This window comes from Candidatus Accumulibacter meliphilus, from assembly GCF_036625345.1.
GTDB classification, from domain to species: domain Bacteria; phylum Pseudomonadota; class Gammaproteobacteria; order Burkholderiales; family Rhodocyclaceae; genus Accumulibacter; species Accumulibacter meliphilus.
In genome coordinates, this window is record NZ_JAZKTZ010000017.1 from 63,887 (window position 1) to 79,216 (window position 15,330).

12 protein-coding genes are annotated in these 15,330 nt (G+C 64.5%); 6 read left to right on the forward strand and 6 right to left on the reverse strand.

The annotated features are described in order from the left end of the window. Positions 1-53: 53 nt before the first annotated feature. Positions 54-1,082, forward strand: a complete 1,029-nt coding sequence (gene tsaD / locus V5B40_RS23260) for a tRNA (adenosine(37)-N6)-threonylcarbamoyltransferase complex transferase subunit TsaD (RefSeq protein ID WP_332356782.1) — start codon at positions 54-56, stop codon at positions 1,080-1,082. A 3-nt stretch (positions 1,083-1,085) separates the two neighbouring features. On the opposite strand, the gene plsY is transcribed toward tsaD, so the two are convergent. After that, on the reverse strand, positions 1,086-1,775 hold the full coding sequence (gene plsY, locus V5B40_RS23265) for a glycerol-3-phosphate 1-O-acyltransferase PlsY (RefSeq protein WP_332356783.1): 690 nt from the start codon (positions 1,773-1,775) through the stop codon (positions 1,086-1,088). 155 nt (positions 1,776-1,930) lie between these two features. On the opposite strand from plsY, the gene V5B40_RS23270 reads away from it, so the two are divergent. Next, the gene (locus V5B40_RS23270) at positions 1,931-2,287 is read left to right on the forward strand and encodes a dihydroneopterin aldolase (protein WP_332356784.1); all 357 of its coding nucleotides are present in this window, start codon (positions 1,931-1,933) and stop codon (positions 2,285-2,287) included. Between the two features lie 54 nt (positions 2,288-2,341). On the opposite strand, the gene V5B40_RS23275 is transcribed toward V5B40_RS23270, so the two are convergent. The 4 genes from V5B40_RS23275 to V5B40_RS23290 all read right to left on the reverse strand — a co-directional run bounded on the left by V5B40_RS23275 (position 2,342) and on the right by V5B40_RS23290 (position 8,908). Continuing rightward, the gene (locus tag V5B40_RS23275) at positions 2,342-4,612 is read right to left on the reverse strand and encodes a TonB-dependent receptor (RefSeq protein ID WP_332356785.1); all 2,271 of its coding nucleotides are present in this window, start codon (positions 4,610-4,612) and stop codon (positions 2,342-2,344) included. A gap of 168 nt (positions 4,613-4,780) precedes the next feature. Beyond that, a complete protein-coding gene (locus V5B40_RS23280; RefSeq protein ID WP_332356786.1) occupies positions 4,781-5,338 on the reverse strand; it encodes a hypothetical protein in 558 nt (185 codons plus the stop codon). Between the two features lie 217 nt (positions 5,339-5,555). Then, on the reverse strand, positions 5,556-7,628 hold the full coding sequence (locus V5B40_RS23285; RefSeq protein WP_332356787.1) for a M1 family metallopeptidase: 2,073 nt from the start codon (positions 7,626-7,628) through the stop codon (positions 5,556-5,558). Continuing rightward, positions 7,625-8,908, reverse strand: coding sequence for a ChaN family lipoprotein (locus tag V5B40_RS23290; protein WP_332356788.1), 1,284 nt, complete (start codon positions 8,906-8,908; stop codon positions 7,625-7,627). The genes V5B40_RS23285 and V5B40_RS23290 overlap by 4 nt, the downstream gene beginning before the upstream one ends. A gap of 252 nt (positions 8,909-9,160) precedes the next feature. On the opposite strand from V5B40_RS23290, the gene V5B40_RS23295 reads away from it, so the two are divergent. Together V5B40_RS23295 and V5B40_RS23300 are read left to right on the forward strand one after the other, a co-directional pair. Further along, positions 9,161-11,239, forward strand: a complete 2,079-nt coding sequence (locus V5B40_RS23295; RefSeq protein ID WP_332356789.1) for a molybdopterin-containing oxidoreductase family protein — start codon at positions 9,161-9,163, stop codon at positions 11,237-11,239. A 144-nt stretch (positions 11,240-11,383) separates the two neighbouring features. Continuing rightward, positions 11,384-11,782 (forward strand): hypothetical protein, encoded by a 399-nt coding sequence (locus tag V5B40_RS23300; RefSeq protein WP_332356790.1) that lies wholly within the window; start codon positions 11,384-11,386, stop codon positions 11,780-11,782. A 98-nt stretch (positions 11,783-11,880) separates the two neighbouring features. Here V5B40_RS23300 and V5B40_RS23305 read toward each other — a convergent pair whose 3' ends face one another. Next, complete coding sequence (locus tag V5B40_RS23305) at positions 11,881-12,336, reverse strand: c-type cytochrome (protein WP_332356791.1); 456 nt, start codon at positions 12,334-12,336, stop codon at positions 11,881-11,883. A gap of 220 nt (positions 12,337-12,556) precedes the next feature. On the opposite strand from V5B40_RS23305, the gene V5B40_RS23310 reads away from it, so the two are divergent. Together V5B40_RS23310 and V5B40_RS23315 are read left to right on the forward strand one after the other, a co-directional pair. Further along, entirely contained in the window at positions 12,557-13,459 is a 903-nt protein-coding gene (locus V5B40_RS23310; protein ID WP_332352692.1) for a DUF4338 domain-containing protein, read from the forward strand. Next, on the forward strand, positions 13,456-14,976 hold the full coding sequence (locus V5B40_RS23315; protein ID WP_332352691.1) for a transposase family protein: 1,521 nt from the start codon (positions 13,456-13,458) through the stop codon (positions 14,974-14,976). The genes V5B40_RS23310 and V5B40_RS23315 overlap by 4 nt, the downstream gene beginning before the upstream one ends. The last annotated feature ends 354 nt before the right edge of the window (positions 14,977-15,330 follow it).

Genomic DNA, 15,330 nt, shown 5'->3' on the forward strand with positions numbered 1-15,330 from the left:
AGTCGGTGAGCACACGATGAAACCGTCTCCGCCGGCCGCGGTAGAATGGCGCGATGCTGGTTCTTGGAATCGAATCCTCTTGCGACGAAACGGGTATGGCGCTGTACAGCACTTCAGCTGGCGGAGTCCTGCTCGCGCACGCCCTGCATTCGCAGGTGCGCATGCATCAGGACTACGGCGGGGTGGTGCCCGAACTCGCCTCGCGAGATCATATCCGTCGCGTCGTACCCTTGCTGCGCCAGGTTCTTGCCGATAGCGGCCGCTCGCTGGCCGAGATCGATGCCGTAGCCTACACGCAGGGACCGGGTCTGGCGGGCGCCCTGCTGGTCGGAGCGGCCTTCGCCGAGGCGCTGGCAACCGCGCTCGAGCGGCCCAGCGTGCCGGTGCATCATCTCGAAGGTCACCTGCTGTCGCCATTGCTGTCGCGCAGGCCGCCGCGTTTCCCGTTCGTGGCCTTGCTGGTCTCTGGCGGCCACAGCCAACTGATGCGCGTCACCGCTGTCGGCGAATACGAGTTGCTGGGAGAAACGCTCGACGACGCGGCTGGCGAGGCCTTCGACAAGACCGCCAAGCTGCTCGGCCTGGCTTACCCGGGGGGACCGGCGCTGGCCGAGCTGGCCGAACGTGGTCGCCCGGATGTGGTGAAGTTGCCGCGCCCGATGCTCAAGTCCGCTGATCTGAATTTCAGTTTCAGCGGTCTGAAGACCGCAGTGCTGACCAAGGTCCGCGAGCTGGCGACGATCAGCGAGCAGCAGCGGGCGGATATTGCGCGCGGTTTCCAGGATGCGATCGTCGAAGTGCTGGTCAGCAAGGCGCTGCGCGCCGTGGCCTTGAGCGGGCTCAAGCAGTTGGTCGTCGCCGGTGGCGTCGGCGCCAACCGTGAACTGCGCCGCCAGCTAGACGCGCGCGCCGCTAAGGCCGGGCTCGCGGTCTTTTACCCCGAACTCGAATTCTGTACCGACAACGGGGCGATGATCGCCCTGGCCGGAGCCTTGCGTTTACAGAGCGCTAATTCCGACACGGCCGGAAAAGTGGGCGGCGCTTTTGCCGTGCGGCCACGCTGGCCGTTGCATGGTGTTTAGCGCCTAACGCGGGCTCTTTGATTGCGTTGGTTTCACTGGCTTCGCTGCTTTCACTGACGTGGTGTCGCTCGCCGGCGTTTGTTTCTTGCCGCCAATTTGTGGCTCGCTGCCAGCCATCAGGCGCTGCAGGTTCGGCCAGTGCTTGCCGATCAGCGTCATCGAAATGATGCCGATGGCCAGGACGATGCCATCCTTGCCCCAGGCCAGAATGGCGAAAACGGGTGCTGCCGCCGCCGCCATCAGCGCTGCCAGTGACGAGTAGCGTGAGGTCAAGGCGACGCACAACCAAGTGCCCAGAGTCGCCAGGCCCAGCCAGAGGTTGATCGCCAGCAAGACGCCGGCTGCCGTCGCAACGCCCTTGCCGCCCTTGAAACCGAGGAAAACAGGGTACACATGACCGAAAAAGACGCCCAGCGCGACCAGTCCGACGGTGTAGTCGGGCAGACCATACTGCGGGGCATAGTGGCTGGCGAGAAAGACTGCCAGCCAGCCCTTGGCGACATCGCCGATCAAGGTGAATATCGCCGCACCCTTGTGGCCACTGCGCAGGACGTTCGTCGCACCGGGGTTCTTCGAGCCATAGCTGCGCGGGTCGGCGAGGCCGAACAGGCGACTGGCGACCAGCGCGAAGGAGATCGACCCCAGCAAATAGGCAGCCAGGACGGCAAGGGCGGAAACCAGGGAGGGCGGCATAGGGGTAAAGTGGCTCGTCGGACGGTCGGTGGCGGCTTGGCTGCCTGCTTGCTCAGATGGTCGGCGTGGCTCTGGGTTAGAATGCGCAGACTCCTGGTCGCGCGGCAGACTGCGCGATCAGCCCGGGATTCTACACCGACCTGACGCCACGCCGCATGGACATCATTTTCATCGACGCGCTTCGCGCTTCCACGCTGATCGGCATCTACCCACGCGAAAAGGCGATGCCCCAGACGATAGAAATCTCGTTGCAGATCGGCACGTCGACGGCCAGCGCCGGCGCCAGCGACGACATCGGTGACACGATCGACTACGCGACGGTCGCCGAGCGCCTGCGCAGCGAGTTGGCAGCGCGCCACTTCAATCTCCTCGAACGGCTTGCCGAATATGTGGCGACGCTGCTGCTCGAAGACTTCGGTGCCACCTGGGTGCGCGTCTCGATCGCCAAATTGGGCATGATGAGCGGCGTGCAGCGCGTCGGCGTGATCATCGAGCGCGGCGCCGCCGCCTGATCGACCCACAGATCAGTGCTGCGCGCGAGCCGACAACGGCCCGGCTCTTCGCGCTCAGAAGCTCAGGTTCACGCCGGCGTAGATTGAGCGTCCCATGCCCGGCACGGTGGTCCCATAGAGCATTGGCCTTTGGCCAAGATAAGCGCCGCCGAGTGGCGAATCGTAGAATCTGTCGAACAGATTGTCCACGCCGAGATCGACGCGCAGCTGCTTCCACTCGTAGCTGCTGCGCAGGTTGAGCAAGCCGTAACCGCTGGTCGCCACTTCGTTGCGCAGTTGTGAGACCAGCGTCTTGGCGGCGACGAATACTCCTTCGACGGTATTGGTCCACGCGCCCGACTGTTGCACCAGAGCCAGTTTCGCGTTCATGGGCATGATGTGATACAGATTGTCGTCAGTCTGCGAATTCCTTCCGCGCACATAGCTCAGCACACCGGTCATGCTGACATTGCCGAGCGCGCCACTTCGTAGCAGAGGCACACGGGCGCTGGCGTCAGCTCCGTACAAGCGCGCCGTCTGATTGGCGAACTGCAGGTAAACGAAGTTGTCAGTGCGCGTCAGGTTGCTTCCCTGGCACGGTGACATGCCGCTGCCGCCTGAGCAGCGCACCGCGTCGACGTAATCCTGCACATAGGTGTAGTACGGCGTGAGGCTGAAATTCCACTGCTCGCGCGCCGCGTCGTGCCAACTGGCCGTCGCGCTGAGCGTATGCGCGACTTCCGGATCCAGGTCAATGTCGCCGACGTAGCCGTTGCCGTCGCCGAACCAGTTGACCATGTTCATGGCCATCGGGTTGTTGCTGGACCAGGCGTAGCGTTCGTAGAGATTCGGCGAACGCGTCTTGCGCGCATAGCCCGCCTCGTAGGTCTCTTCGGCAGCGGGGGTGAAGCGCAGCAGGGCTGCGAGATCGATGTTGTGATCGGTCTTCTGGCGATCGCTGGCGTTGAAAGCGCCCGGAATCGACGCCGGATTCTCCGGATTGCCGTAGAACAGCGGGTTGTAGCCTTGCACGTCGCCGGTATCCATGCGCACCGTGCTGCTGCGCAGTCCGAGCTGCGACAGCCACTGCCGATCCCAACGTGCTTCCCATTCGCCATAGACGTCGAAGCGGTCGCGCTGGCCGTCGTTGATGTTCCAGAAAGTTGAGCCTTTCATGCCCGCCATCGGCATCGCCACTACCGGTGAGATCGGATCCCACCAGTCGTCGAGGCGGTAGCGCTGATACTCGGCGCCGACCCGGAACAGATCGCGCTCCGAGGAAACGATCTCCGCCTTGAGCTGTGCGCCGGTGGTTTTTCCGCGCGTGTCCATCGGCATGCCGGCGAGGTTCTGCATCGGACCGCTGGTTTCCAGCTTGTCCTCGAGGAAATTCATGGTGTGTCGTGTGTCTTGGTAATAGGCGCGCGCTTCCAGAGAACCCCAATCGTACTGACCCAGATAGCGGGCATTGACCTGATTGCTGGCGTTGTCGGTCATGTCCATGCGCTGATTCGGAAAGCCCTGATACGGAATGTGCTGGTAGCCATACTTGAGCTCGAAGAGATGTTCGGCGTAGCGTAGCGCCAGGCCGAGCAACTGATTTTCCGACTTGTACAAGGACGATCCCACTTCATCGCCGGAAAGCCATTCCGAGGTTCCAGCCGACAGTCCCGAAGGCTTGAACTTTCCCCCTGCCTGGTAGTTGTCGGCCTGCGCCGTCGAGCCTGAGTAGTTGAGGCTGAGCAGCTCGTTGGCGATCGTCGCCGAGAGATTGGCACCGCGAGCGTTGCCGTTGCTGCGATAAAAAGCACCGGCCTGGCCTTTGTGCAGTATGTCTTCGCCAGCTTTGGCAAACTCCGCAGGCGCCGAGTTGACCTGAATGGTTCCGGCAATGCTGTCGCCACCGGCGCTGACCGGCGTTACGCCGGCAAACAGCCTTATGCTATCGACGTTGGTGGGGTCGATATACGACAGCGGTGGGTTCATGTGGTTGGCGCACGACGAGATCAGGTCCATGCCATCAACCTGAATGCGGATGCGGTCGTCAGCCAGGCCGCGAATCACCGGCAGGCTGGAAACCCCGCCGGCGCCGTAGCTGCTGACACCGGGCAGTGCGTCGAGCAGTCTTGCGCTATCGCTGGTCGATGCCCGGTAGGGTGCGATGCTCGCCGCGCCGAGCTGGCTGCTGTCGAGCGGCGCGCCACCTTCGATCCGTGCTGCCGTGACCACTACTTCCGACATGACCGGCGTGGCCGAGTCTTCCTGCGCCACGGCGACCTGCCAGATGCCGGGCAGCGCCAGTGCTGCTGCGACCGCATTGGCGATCACTTTCCTGTCCCGCTTCATTACCAACACTCCCTGAATGCTTTTCTTGTGCGGGCATTCTAGGGAGTGATGTTGCAGCGCGGAATGTGGCAAATCGCCGCATAAGGCTGCAAAGTAGCGCAGCTCGGTTTGGGTGCCGCCAAGCTGCGCTACGAATGCAGCTATCTCTTGTTGACAGCAGAACGACGCTCAGGGCAGCGTCATGCCGACGGTCCACATCAAGCCTGCCGCCCCGAACAGCACCACCTCTGAACAGAAGCGGTTATAGCAGTAACCCATCGACGGTATGATGGCAGGTGCATACCCGGAGTTGTTCATCGGGATCTTGTCCTGATACTCACCCCGATAGCCATGTAATACGCCAGCGGTAAGCTTCAGGTAAAACGGTTGCACCGTCTCGACCGGCCGCCAGAGGAGACCGCCGTAGGCATACCAGGAAGCTTGGCCAAAGGAGTTATCGAAACTGGCCGCGCCGACCAGCACCTGACCCTTTAGCCACTGCCTGTCCAGCCGCCACTCGGGGTTGATCAGGGACTGCGAATTGTCGTGCTCGTCGTCCGGGTGGAAGTGCACCGATGCGATGCTGGTCTGCAGGTAGAAACGGTCGGTTCGCCACGGCTCGGGCGCACTCCAGGCGGTCTTGGCGTCCGCCTCTGGCGGGGTCTGTGCGATGTGTTGCGCCATGACGGCGGGAACGGCCAGTGTCGTCGCCGCCAATGCGGCAACAACTCGTTTCAGAAACGGCATCATCAGTCTCCCTGCACGCGTCGTGCGGCGGCGTTAGTGGCTGGAACGGTGCGAATCGGTTCGATCGCGTAGAAAGTCAGTGCGCCGCCGCAAAAGCAGCTCATTTTGCGAGGGTCGGGACGAAAAGGCAGCACGATAGCACGGCTTTCCCGGTTTTGTCAGGCTTGGCCGCGTCCGCGAGGCGCCGGCAGGCGTCAGGCAGGCATTGGCAAGGCACTCAGTCGCCGGCCTTGCGGCCGGCCGTGCTGACCGGCACTGGCTGCTCGATGATTGGCCAGACGCCGCGGGCGAGCGCGCGACTGCCTTCGAAGACCAGCCAGCTCTGACTGCCGTAGTGCGGCAGTGGGCGCAGCAGGGCGCGCAGAGCGCCGGCGTCGCGTCCCGAAACGACGGCTATCGGCAGCTCCGTCTGGCCAGCAATCGTCCATACCTGGGCGCTTCCCTGCTGCTCGAGCTGCTGCGGACGCGGCGGCAAGCCGCTCGCCGTCAACGCCGCATCAACGTCGGCATGCAGGCCGATCATCAATAGCGGTGTCGTCGTCTTGCGCAGATCGCCTGGCGGGATCTCCCGTGGCGCGGCTTCAAAGACCCGTGCGGCCAGCGCTGCGGCTGCCTCGCGCACCTCGGCAGTCGTCGAGACCTGCAGTAGCCGCGGCCCGCGGGCGACGATCCACTGGCGCAGGATCGGCGGCAGTTGCGCGGCGTCGAGCAATCGCCAGAGGCGAAGTTGCGGGTCGAGGACGACACTCTGCGCCGGGCCGTCGACTGCCAGAGCGACTTTCTGCTGCAGGCCGTCGATGTCGACGGCACGGTTTTCGGAGCGCTGGCCATCGTTCACTTCGATGGGCAGACGCAGGGCGTACGCGGGTGCGCTCTGCGTCACTTCGATGCTCAGGCCTGTGCCGCTGGCGAGCGTGCTGGAGCTGGCGCTCTGGATCTGCAGTTTGGGCGCGCCGTCGCGCTCCAGCCACTGCCTGAAGAAAACGGTCAGCGACTGTCCCGACGCCTGCTCGAAGGCTTGCCGCAAGTCGTCCCAGGCGGCGATGCGAAAGCGCTGCTGCTGCCAGAACAGCTGCAGGCCCGCCTGGAAGTGTTGTTCGCCAAGCAGGTCGCGCAACATCACGAAGAGCATCGCCGCCTTGCCGTAACCGACAGCCGCCGCCGCGCCGTGCGTTCGCGAGCGGAAGGAAGCCAGGCTCTGCCGGCTGGCCGGCGGCAGCGCCGCGAAATCGCGTAGCCAGCCGAGGCGCATGGCGCGCGCGGCGTCAGCCGATTCGCTTTCCTTGTAAGCGTAGTCGGCCATGAAAGTGGTCAAGCCTTCGGCCCAGTTGCCTGTCGCGTAGTCGACGTAGACGCCGTTTCCCCACCAGTTATGGAGGATCTCGTGGCCCAGCGAGGTGGCCCGAATGAAAGGCAGCTTGAGCACTTCGGCACCGAGATAGGTCAGGGTCGGCATGCCGAAGCCGGTCGGCAGCGGACTGGCGACGACCGAAAAGGCGCTGAACGGGTAGGCGCCGATTTCTCGCCCATAGCGCTCGATATAGACGCGCGTGTCCTCGAGATAGGCGTCGGCAAGGCCAGCGATCTCGTCCAGCTCGCGCGTAAAGTAAGTGCGCAGGCGCAGCGGCGCGGCGCCACTCGTCGGCATCATCTTCTCGCGAACGATCCACGGGCCGGCCACCAGGTCGATGCCGTCCGCCGGATGGGCAAACTCGAAGCTGGCGCGGTAGCGATCGCCGGCGGCCGCCGGTGTTTCCTCTTCGAGCAGCCGGCCGGCGACCAGCGCGCGTTGCTCGCCGGGGACGCTCAGGCGAACGCGGTAGGTGAACAAAGCCGCTGGCTGTGGATACCAGCCACTGCCGGAGGAGAGAAAACTGCCTTCGACAGCCGTCATCGGCGGCAGTCGCCCGAGTACCTGGCGATGGTCCAGGTGCCGATCGAGAGCCGGTAGCGTGCCCTGGTATTCGATGCGCAGCGTGGCATCGGCCGCCGGCAGTCGTGTCTGCCAGGCGCGCAGATCTCCCTGCTGCCCGGCCGGGCGGAGCACGATCGCTTGCCCGTCGACCGACGCCTTCTCGATGTGCAGCGACTCGTGCAGTGCAAAGCGAAAATTTCGCTCGCCGGGCCTTACCGAGGCGACCACGGCGAGCTGCCGAGTGCCCGGATCGAGAGTGAGTTCGAGGGCCAGATGCGCCGCTGGCACGGGTGGCGCAGCGACTGCCCAGGCCGCAGGCAGCGTCAGCGCCAGAAACGGCAGCAGCAGCGAGCGCAGCGCTTGCCAGCGACTCATCGCTCGGCCGGGAACTTGACGACGATTTCGATTTTTTCGTCGGCGCGCCCGATTTGTAGCGGTAACCAGGTTCCCGGCGGCTGCTGTCGTATCGCGTTCAGCAGCGAAGTCAGGCCGGACAGCGGCTGGCCGGCGACGGCAAGGATCTGGTCGCCATCCTGCAGACCACTTTTCTCGGCCAGGCTAGCCTTGCTCACGCTGGCGATCAGTATCTTCCCCTCCTTGCTTTCGAGCGCCACGCCAAGGCGCGGCGGTGCGATCGGCACGAGCGGCGGCGTCGGCACCATGAAGACCGCGTCTGCGAGCCCCGAGCCTAGCTCCTCGCAAGGGCTGGTTGCCGCCATCGGCAGCAGCGTGCCGATCGAGCGCACGCCGAGATCGCGCAACTGGTGGGGCACACCATGCCCGAAGCGCAGGTGGCCACTGCCCATGATCCCGACGATCAGCGGTTTGCCACCGATCGCCGTCGCCGTTGCCTGAGCGGCGAGCACTTCCGCCATCGCCCGATCCCAGGCCAGCTGCGAGTCTACGAAGTGGGCAAAAGCGGTGTCGCCGGGCTTTGCTTTGGTCGATTTACCGCGCATCCTCGCGTGCTGGCGATAAATCTCGAACAGGAAGTCGCGGTAGGCGTCCGATGGCGCGGCCGCCTGGCCGACGCCTTCGCGCTCGGCAAGCGCTATCGCGTCCCAGCCCTGGTCGGCAATCTTGCGCGTCAGTTCCTGGTCGATGTTCAAGGCCAGCATCGGAATCCGATTCAGGCGCGCGAATTCGAACAGGGGCAGATACAGTTCTGGCGGCGTGTTCCAGACTTTTTCCCACTCCGCCTGGAGCAGGAACTCCTTGACGCTCAGTTCGCCGGCTACCCAGCGATCGAGTACCGGCTGCAGACGGCGGGGAAACATTTCGAAGCCGATGACCATGTCCGGGCGCAGCGCGTGCAGCCCCGAGAGCACCTGCAACTGCCATTGGTGGTGATCGGCGTCGTCATGCTGTTCGCCAAGCAGCAGCACCTCGCGTCCGACCAAGTCGGCCAGGATCTGCTGCTTGCTGACCGACTGCGGCTGTTGATCGGTCAAGGCCGCCCAGCTGGCCGGCGCCAGACAGGCTTGGGCCTGGGCTTTTGCGTCGCCTGCTGCGCTGCTGTCGGCGACCAGTGCGCCGAGCAGGGTGCTGCCGAATGCCGCAAGCAGGAGAAGCGCGAACTTTGATCGCGGACCGGAGTGGGCAGCGAAACTGTTAGCAAAACGGGCAGCGAAACGGCGAGAGGAGAGTGGCATCATGGCGGGTGGCTCTGCGGGTGGTTCTGGGCGGGGAAGGGGGCCTTGGCCTGCCCTGGGCATGGCGAGGCATTGACGGCTGCGGTAGTTCGACCTCGACCGACATCATAGGACAGAAAGCGTTCGCATCGGCAGGCCGGCCTGCCCGTCCGGGCATGCCCCCGCAGCCGCCGCTGCCAGGCCATGGCGAAGGCTGCCGAAACGCGTCGGAAGCTGCTATCTTCGGGCCATCGCCACCAGTACGGGTAAAGCACCATGGTCACGCCCTCCTCCATACCTTCCAACACGCATCGCGTCCGCGGTGCCTGTCCGCACGATTGCCCGGATACCTGCGCCCTCGAAGTGAGCGTCAGCGACGGCTGCGTTGTCAAGGTCGCCGGCGCTGCCGATCACGCGCCGACCGCTGGCGTGCTCTGTACCAAGGTCGCCTTTTACCCCGAGCGTATCTATCACCCTGAGCGCGTGCTCTATCCCTTGCGTCGGATCGGGCCAAAAGGCCCTGGTGCGGCTTTCGAACGCATTTCGTGGCCGCAGGCGCTGGCGACGATCGCCGATCGCTATCGCCAGATCATCGCCAGCGACGGCGCCGAAGCGATCGTTCCCTACAGCTACGCGGGCAACTCCGGCCTGCTCGGCTACGCTTCGATGGATCGCCGCTTCTTCCACCGTCTCGGTGCCGCACAACTCGACCGCACGATCTGCGCCAGCGCCGGCGCAATGGGCTACCGCGCCAGTATCGGCGGCAGCTTCGGCTTCGACGTCGAGAATGTCGTCGACGCGCGCCTGATCATCATCTGGGGCAGTAACAGCGTCGTCTCCAACCTGCATTTCTGGCGGCTGGCGCAGGAAGCGAAACGACGCGGCGCACGCCTGATCGCCATCGACCCCTGCCGCACGGCGACCGCCGACAAGTGCGACCAGCACATCGCGCTGCTGCCGGGAACCGACAGCGCACTGGCGCTTGGCCTGATGCACGTGCTGATCCGCGACGAGCTGCTCGATCACGACTATATCGCCCAGCATACGCTCGGCTTCGACGCCCTCAAGGCGCGTGCGCTGCACTACCCGCCGGCGCGGGTGGCGGCGATCTGCGGCATCGACGCCAGCGAAGTCGAGCAACTGGCGCGCGAGTACGGCAGCACGACTCCGGCGGCGATTCGTACCAACTACGGCATCAACCGCACCGCCGGCGGCGGCATGGCGCTGCGCACACTGGCCTGCCTGCCGGCACTCACCGGTGCCTGGCGACACCCTGCCGGCGGCATCCTGCTTTCCAGCTCGGGCAACTACCCGGTCGATAGCGCCGCCCTCGAACGCCCCGATCTGATGCCCAGCCCGACGCCGCGAATGATCAATATGAGCACCATCGGTCAGGATCTGCTGCGCGCCAGGCCGCCGATCAAGGCGCTGTTCGTTTACAACAGCAATCCGGTGGCGATCGCCCCGCAATCGGGCGAGGTCGTGCCTGGCTTTGCCCGTGACGACCTGTTCACCGTCGTCCACGATCTCTTCCAGACCGACACCGCCGACTACGCCGACATCCTCCTGCCGGCGACCAGCCACATGGAACAGCTCGACATCCACAAGTCCTATGGGCACCTGCATATCCAGGTCAATCATCCAGCGATAGCGCCACTTGGCGAAGCCGTGTCGAACACCGAACTCTTCCGTCGCCTGGCCAGCGCGATGGCTTTCAGCGAAGCGTGCTTTGCCGACTCCGACGAAGACCTCTGTCGTCAGGCCTTCGACTGGAAGGACCCGCGCCTGGCCGGCCTGTCGTGGGAGAAGCTCAAGGCCGACGGACATGCCCGGCTGAACCTGCCACGGGCCACCGCGCCCTTCGCCAACGGCGGCTTCCCAACCCCCTCAGGAAAATGCGAGTTCTACAGCACGGTGCTGGCCAGCGCCGGCGTCGACCCCTTGCCGGACTTCATCGCCCCGCGCGAATGGCGGCAGAGTCCGCTGTCCAGCGAGTTTCCGCTGGCCCTGATCACCCCGCCGGCGCGCAACTTCCTGAACACCAGCTTTGCCAACTCGGCGCGTTTCCTGGCCCAGGAAAAGTCGCCGGCGATCCATCTGCATCCGGCCGACGCGGCGGCACGGGCCATCGCCGACGATAGCCTGGTACGCATCTTCAACCGCCGTGGCGAGTTCCAGGCCCGTGCCATCGTCAGCGACCGCGTCCGCCCCGGCGTCGCCATGGCCACTTCGATCTGGTGGCGCAAGCTTTCCCCCGACGGTCGCAACTGCAACGAAGTGACCAGCCAGGCGCTCACCGACATCGGCGGCGGCGCCACTTTCTACGATTGTCTGGTCGAAGTTGCCGCCGTCTGAAGCGGTGGTTACAGGGCGCTACACAACGTTACGCACGTTCTGCCATCGCCTTGGCAAGCACCCGCGTTACTGCTGGCAAGGCCGAGACAACAGAAACAGCAAAGCGGCCGAGCGAACAAGTCTAATCAATTACAGGAGATCCGCATGTTCAAGAACATCATCGCTGTTGCCATCGCCGTTGCTTTCAGCTCCGCCGCCTTCGCACAAACACCTTCTGCCGCTGGCGTCACCAAGGCGATTGAGGCAGTCAAGCCAGCCGCTGCCCCTGCAGTGCCAGCTGTCGCCACGCCAGCAGCGGCGACCCCGGTAGCTACTCCCGCGGTGAGCCCGGCCGTTGCTGCCCCCGCAGCGACCGCCAAGCCCGAAGCAATGGCCAAGGAAATGGCCAAAGACACGATGCATGACGCGATGCCGAAAGCGAACAGCCCCACCGCAGCAGCCACGGACATGGCTGCCGGCAAAGCGGAAGCCGTTGTTGGTAGCGCCGTTCCCGCTAGCGTCCCAGCCGCTGCCACGGCCGCTGTTCCTTCCGTGGCCAAGTAGCGTCCTGGCACGTCCCCCGCCGGCGGAGCAACTGTCCGCAGCGCGAAAAAAAGGAGACCGCGAGGTCTCCTTTTTCGTGTGTGGCCGGATCCGATGGCTTACTGCGCCAGGCCCACCAGGTGCTCGACCGCAGCCTTGATCTCTTCCTCGGTCAGGTCGGCGCCACCGCCTTTTGGCGGCATTGCGCCCTTGCCGTTGGTGACACTGACGATCAGGGCATCGGCTCCAGTGGCGATACGCGGCGCCCAGGCGGCCTTGTCGCCCGCTTTCGGTGCGCCAGCGACGCCAGTTCCGTGGCAAGCCATGCAGACCGACTTGTACACCGTTGCGCCGTCACGCGGCTGGCCGTCGGCCGCGGCTGCCGGCGCTTTCGCCAGCTCCAGCTTGGCCACCGGCAGAATGCGGACATAGACCTCATCGGCGTAAGTGTCGCTGCGCGTTGCGCTGCTGCCCTTGCCGATCATTGAAAGTGGCCAGATGACCACTATCAGCAGAATGGCAATGACGATGGTGATCACCAGGATCGTTCGTGAAGAGAATTTTGTTTGCGCCATGCCGGATCCTTGTTTGTCTGCGGGTTAGATGACGAATTGTAACGCCGTTTGCCGCTGCCCAGAAGCAGCGCTGAAGCATGACGACGCCGGCCCAGTAGTGGCAAGGCGTTGCGGTGGGCAGGCAAAAAAAACCTTCGCACAAGAGGGCTAGACAGCCGGGCGGACTTCTGGCAGGATAGGTGGAGCGTAATCAATCTGCGCTTCAGTCGGAGGTTTTGCGATGCTTGCAACGAGTGCGGGGGAATGGGTGCACTGTGGTCGCGTGTTCAGCGCGACGGAGATTGCCGAGCTCTGCGCGACGGTCGCGTGGCTGCCGGGATTGGCACGCAAGGAGTTGGCGGCGACGGTCTGCGAGCACCTGGGCTGGACCACCCTGACGGGGACGGCGAAGATCAGCGCCTGCCTGGACTTCCTGGAGCGTTTGCAGGCGGCCGGATTGCTGGTACTGCCTGCGTTGAGGCCCTCGCCGCCGCGCCGTTGCGCGCCGCCCTCGGCATCCGTCGCCCCCGTTGCCGAGCCGGCGGTGCACTGCGCCCTGTCGGCGCTCGCGCCGGTGTCCCTGGAAGTGGTTCGCGACGCGACCCGGGTGGCGCAGTGGGATGCGCTGGTGGCGCGTTGGCACCCGCTGGGTTTCCAGGGGGCCTTCGGCTACCGGCTGCGCTACTTTATCACGGCGGGCGACCGGCGGCTGGGCTGCGTCCTGCTGTCCGGTGCTGCCCGCGCGGTGGCCGTGCGCGATCAGTGGATCGGCTGGACGGCCCAGGCCCGCCGCGAGAACCTGGCGCGGGTGGTGAACAACAGCCGCTTCCTGATCTTTCCGCACGTCCGGGTGCCGCATCTGGCCAGTCATGTGCTCGGGCAACTCGCGCGCCGCACACGCGCGGACTGGCTCGAACACTGGGGCTTCGAGCCCCTGCTGCTGGAGACCTTCGTCGATCCGCGTCACTATGCCGGCACCTGCTACCGTGCCGCCGGTTGGCAGTTGCTTGGGGCAAGCAGCGGGCGCGGGCTGGCCCGCCCTGGCCAGTCCTATCACAGCACGCCCCGCCAGGTGTGGGTCAAAGCGCTGACCTCGGATGCTTGCGCCTCGTTGTGTGCCGCGCCGGGGAGCCCGCGGTCATGAGCAAACCTTGCCGTCGCCCGACACGCGTGGCCATCAAGAAGCTGCGCTCAGAGAAGAAACGGCAGGAGAAGGTACTGAACGCGAAGCTGCGCGCAACGGGACAAGTCCCCCACTCAGCCGCTCCATTGCCCAACAGAAGCTCGGCCTTCGCGACCGTCGACGAGGAACAAAAGGCCCGCGAGGACGCCGTGAGCAAACAGATGCGCCTCCTGCGCAAAGAGCTGCCCGCCTTGCTCGCTCAACTGGAACAAATTCCCGACCCGAGAGATCCCAAAAAGCGCCGGCACAAGCTGACCGTGCTTCTGCTCTACGGCTTGCTGATGTTCGTCTTTCAGTTCTCCTCCCGGCGCGAGACCAACCGCGAAATATCCCGTCCCCAGTTCATGGCCAACCTCCACCTGCTGTTCCCGGAGATCGATACCCTGCCACACGCCGACACCCTGTTTCGGCTGTTGCGCGACATTGACCTTGAACAGCTCGAACAGGCCCACGTCGATCTGGTGAGGCGGCTGATTCGCGGCAAGAACTTTCGCCGCTATCTGATCGACCACTGCTATCCGATCGCCATCGACGGCTCACAGAAGCTCGCTGGCGACACCCTCTGGACGGAGGAACTCCTGCAACGTACCGTCGGCAAGGACGAAACCCGTCACACCCAGTACTTCGTCTACGTCCTCGAGGCCAGCTTTGCCTTCCACAACGGCCTGGTCATCCCACTGCTCAGCGAGTTCCTCGAACACGCGCTGGGCGAACCCGAAGCGCAAAAGCAGGACTGCGAGCTGCGCGGCTTTGTGCGCTTGAGCGACCGGCTCAAGACGCTGTTCCCCCGCCTGCCGATCCTGCTCCTGCTCGACGGCCTCTACGCCAACGGGCCGGTGATGCGGCGCTGCTTGCGCGCCCACTGGCAGTTCATGATCGTGCTCAAGGACAAGGATTTGTCCACGGTCTGGCAGGAGTTCCGCGCGCTCCACGCCCTGAAGCCACAAGTTGTGCAGCGCGGTTGGGGAAGACGCCGACAACACTTCAGCTGGGTCAACGACATCGACTACGCCTTCGCTGCCAACGGGCGTCAGCGTCTCAAGCTGAATCTGGTGGTCTGTGAGGAAAGCTGGGAGAAGATCGATGAACAGGCCAGGACCGTCACCGAAACATCGCGCCACGCCTGGCTCTCCAGCCAACCGCTCAGCCAAGACAATGTCCATGAGCGCTGCAACCTCGGGGCCCGCCACCGCTGGGGCATCGAAGCGGGCTTCCTCGTCGAAAAACATCAGGGCTACCACTACGAGCATGCCTTTGCCCTCGACTGGAATGCCATGAAAGGCTATCACCTCCTCATGCGCCTGGCGCATGTGTTCAATACCCTGGCACGCTTCACCCGACAGCTACGCGATCTCTATCAGCAACTCGGCGTGCGCGGTGCCATCGCCTTCATTCGAAGCTCCTGCGCCGCCCCCTGGCTCGACCCAGCACGAATCCGCGCGCTCCTCGCCGCTCCATTCCTGCTTCAACTTGAGTGACCTCACACAGGCGTACCCGAAACATCCTCTCGAGCGCGGCGTACGCCGCGTTCGGAAAGGCTCGCCTGGCGATCGTACCGCCGTCCAAAAAATTCTTTCGGCATCCTCCTGGCTGACTCCACCACCCGTCCTTTGCCGCTAGCCAACCGCAATTTGACCGCCTCGACCGCAAAAGCGGGCGTTACCGGCAAATGAGCCTGATTCGGCTGGGTCATGCGTCAGGGCTGGCCCAGAAGTGCCGAGCTGGACTGCCCAGGGCAAACAGGTTAAGCTTCGCACCCTGCACGCGCCCGTAGCTCAGCTGGATAGAGTACTGCCCTCCGAAGGCAGGGGTCGGACGTTCGAATCGTCTCG

Bases quoted from the DNA above. Each gene is read 5' to 3' on its own strand.
- tsaD (WP_332356782.1), top strand. From the start codon at position 54: ATGCTGGTTCTTGGAATCGAATCCTCTTGCGACGAAACGGGTATGGCG.
- plsY (WP_332356783.1), bottom strand. From the start codon at position 1,775: ATGCCGCCCTCCCTGGTTTCCGCCCTTGCCGTCCTGGCTGCCTATTTG.
- V5B40_RS23270 (WP_332356784.1), top strand. From the start codon at position 1,931: ATGGACATCATTTTCATCGACGCGCTTCGCGCTTCCACGCTGATCGGC.
- V5B40_RS23275 (WP_332356785.1), bottom strand. From the start codon at position 4,612: ATGAAGCGGGACAGGAAAGTGATCGCCAATGCGGTCGCAGCAGCACTG.
- V5B40_RS23280 (WP_332356786.1), bottom strand. From the start codon at position 5,338: ATGCCGTTTCTGAAACGAGTTGTTGCCGCATTGGCGGCGACGACACTG.
- V5B40_RS23285 (WP_332356787.1), bottom strand. From the start codon at position 7,628: ATGAGTCGCTGGCAAGCGCTGCGCTCGCTGCTGCTGCCGTTTCTGGCG.
- V5B40_RS23290 (WP_332356788.1), bottom strand. From the start codon at position 8,908: ATGATGCCACTCTCCTCTCGCCGTTTCGCTGCCCGTTTTGCTAACAGT.
- V5B40_RS23295 (WP_332356789.1), top strand. From the start codon at position 9,161: ATGGTCACGCCCTCCTCCATACCTTCCAACACGCATCGCGTCCGCGGT.
- V5B40_RS23300 (WP_332356790.1), top strand. From the start codon at position 11,384: ATGTTCAAGAACATCATCGCTGTTGCCATCGCCGTTGCTTTCAGCTCC.
- V5B40_RS23305 (WP_332356791.1), bottom strand. From the start codon at position 12,336: ATGGCGCAAACAAAATTCTCTTCACGAACGATCCTGGTGATCACCATC.
- V5B40_RS23310 (WP_332352692.1), top strand. From the start codon at position 12,557: ATGCTTGCAACGAGTGCGGGGGAATGGGTGCACTGTGGTCGCGTGTTC.
- V5B40_RS23315 (WP_332352691.1), top strand. From the start codon at position 13,456: ATGAGCAAACCTTGCCGTCGCCCGACACGCGTGGCCATCAAGAAGCTG.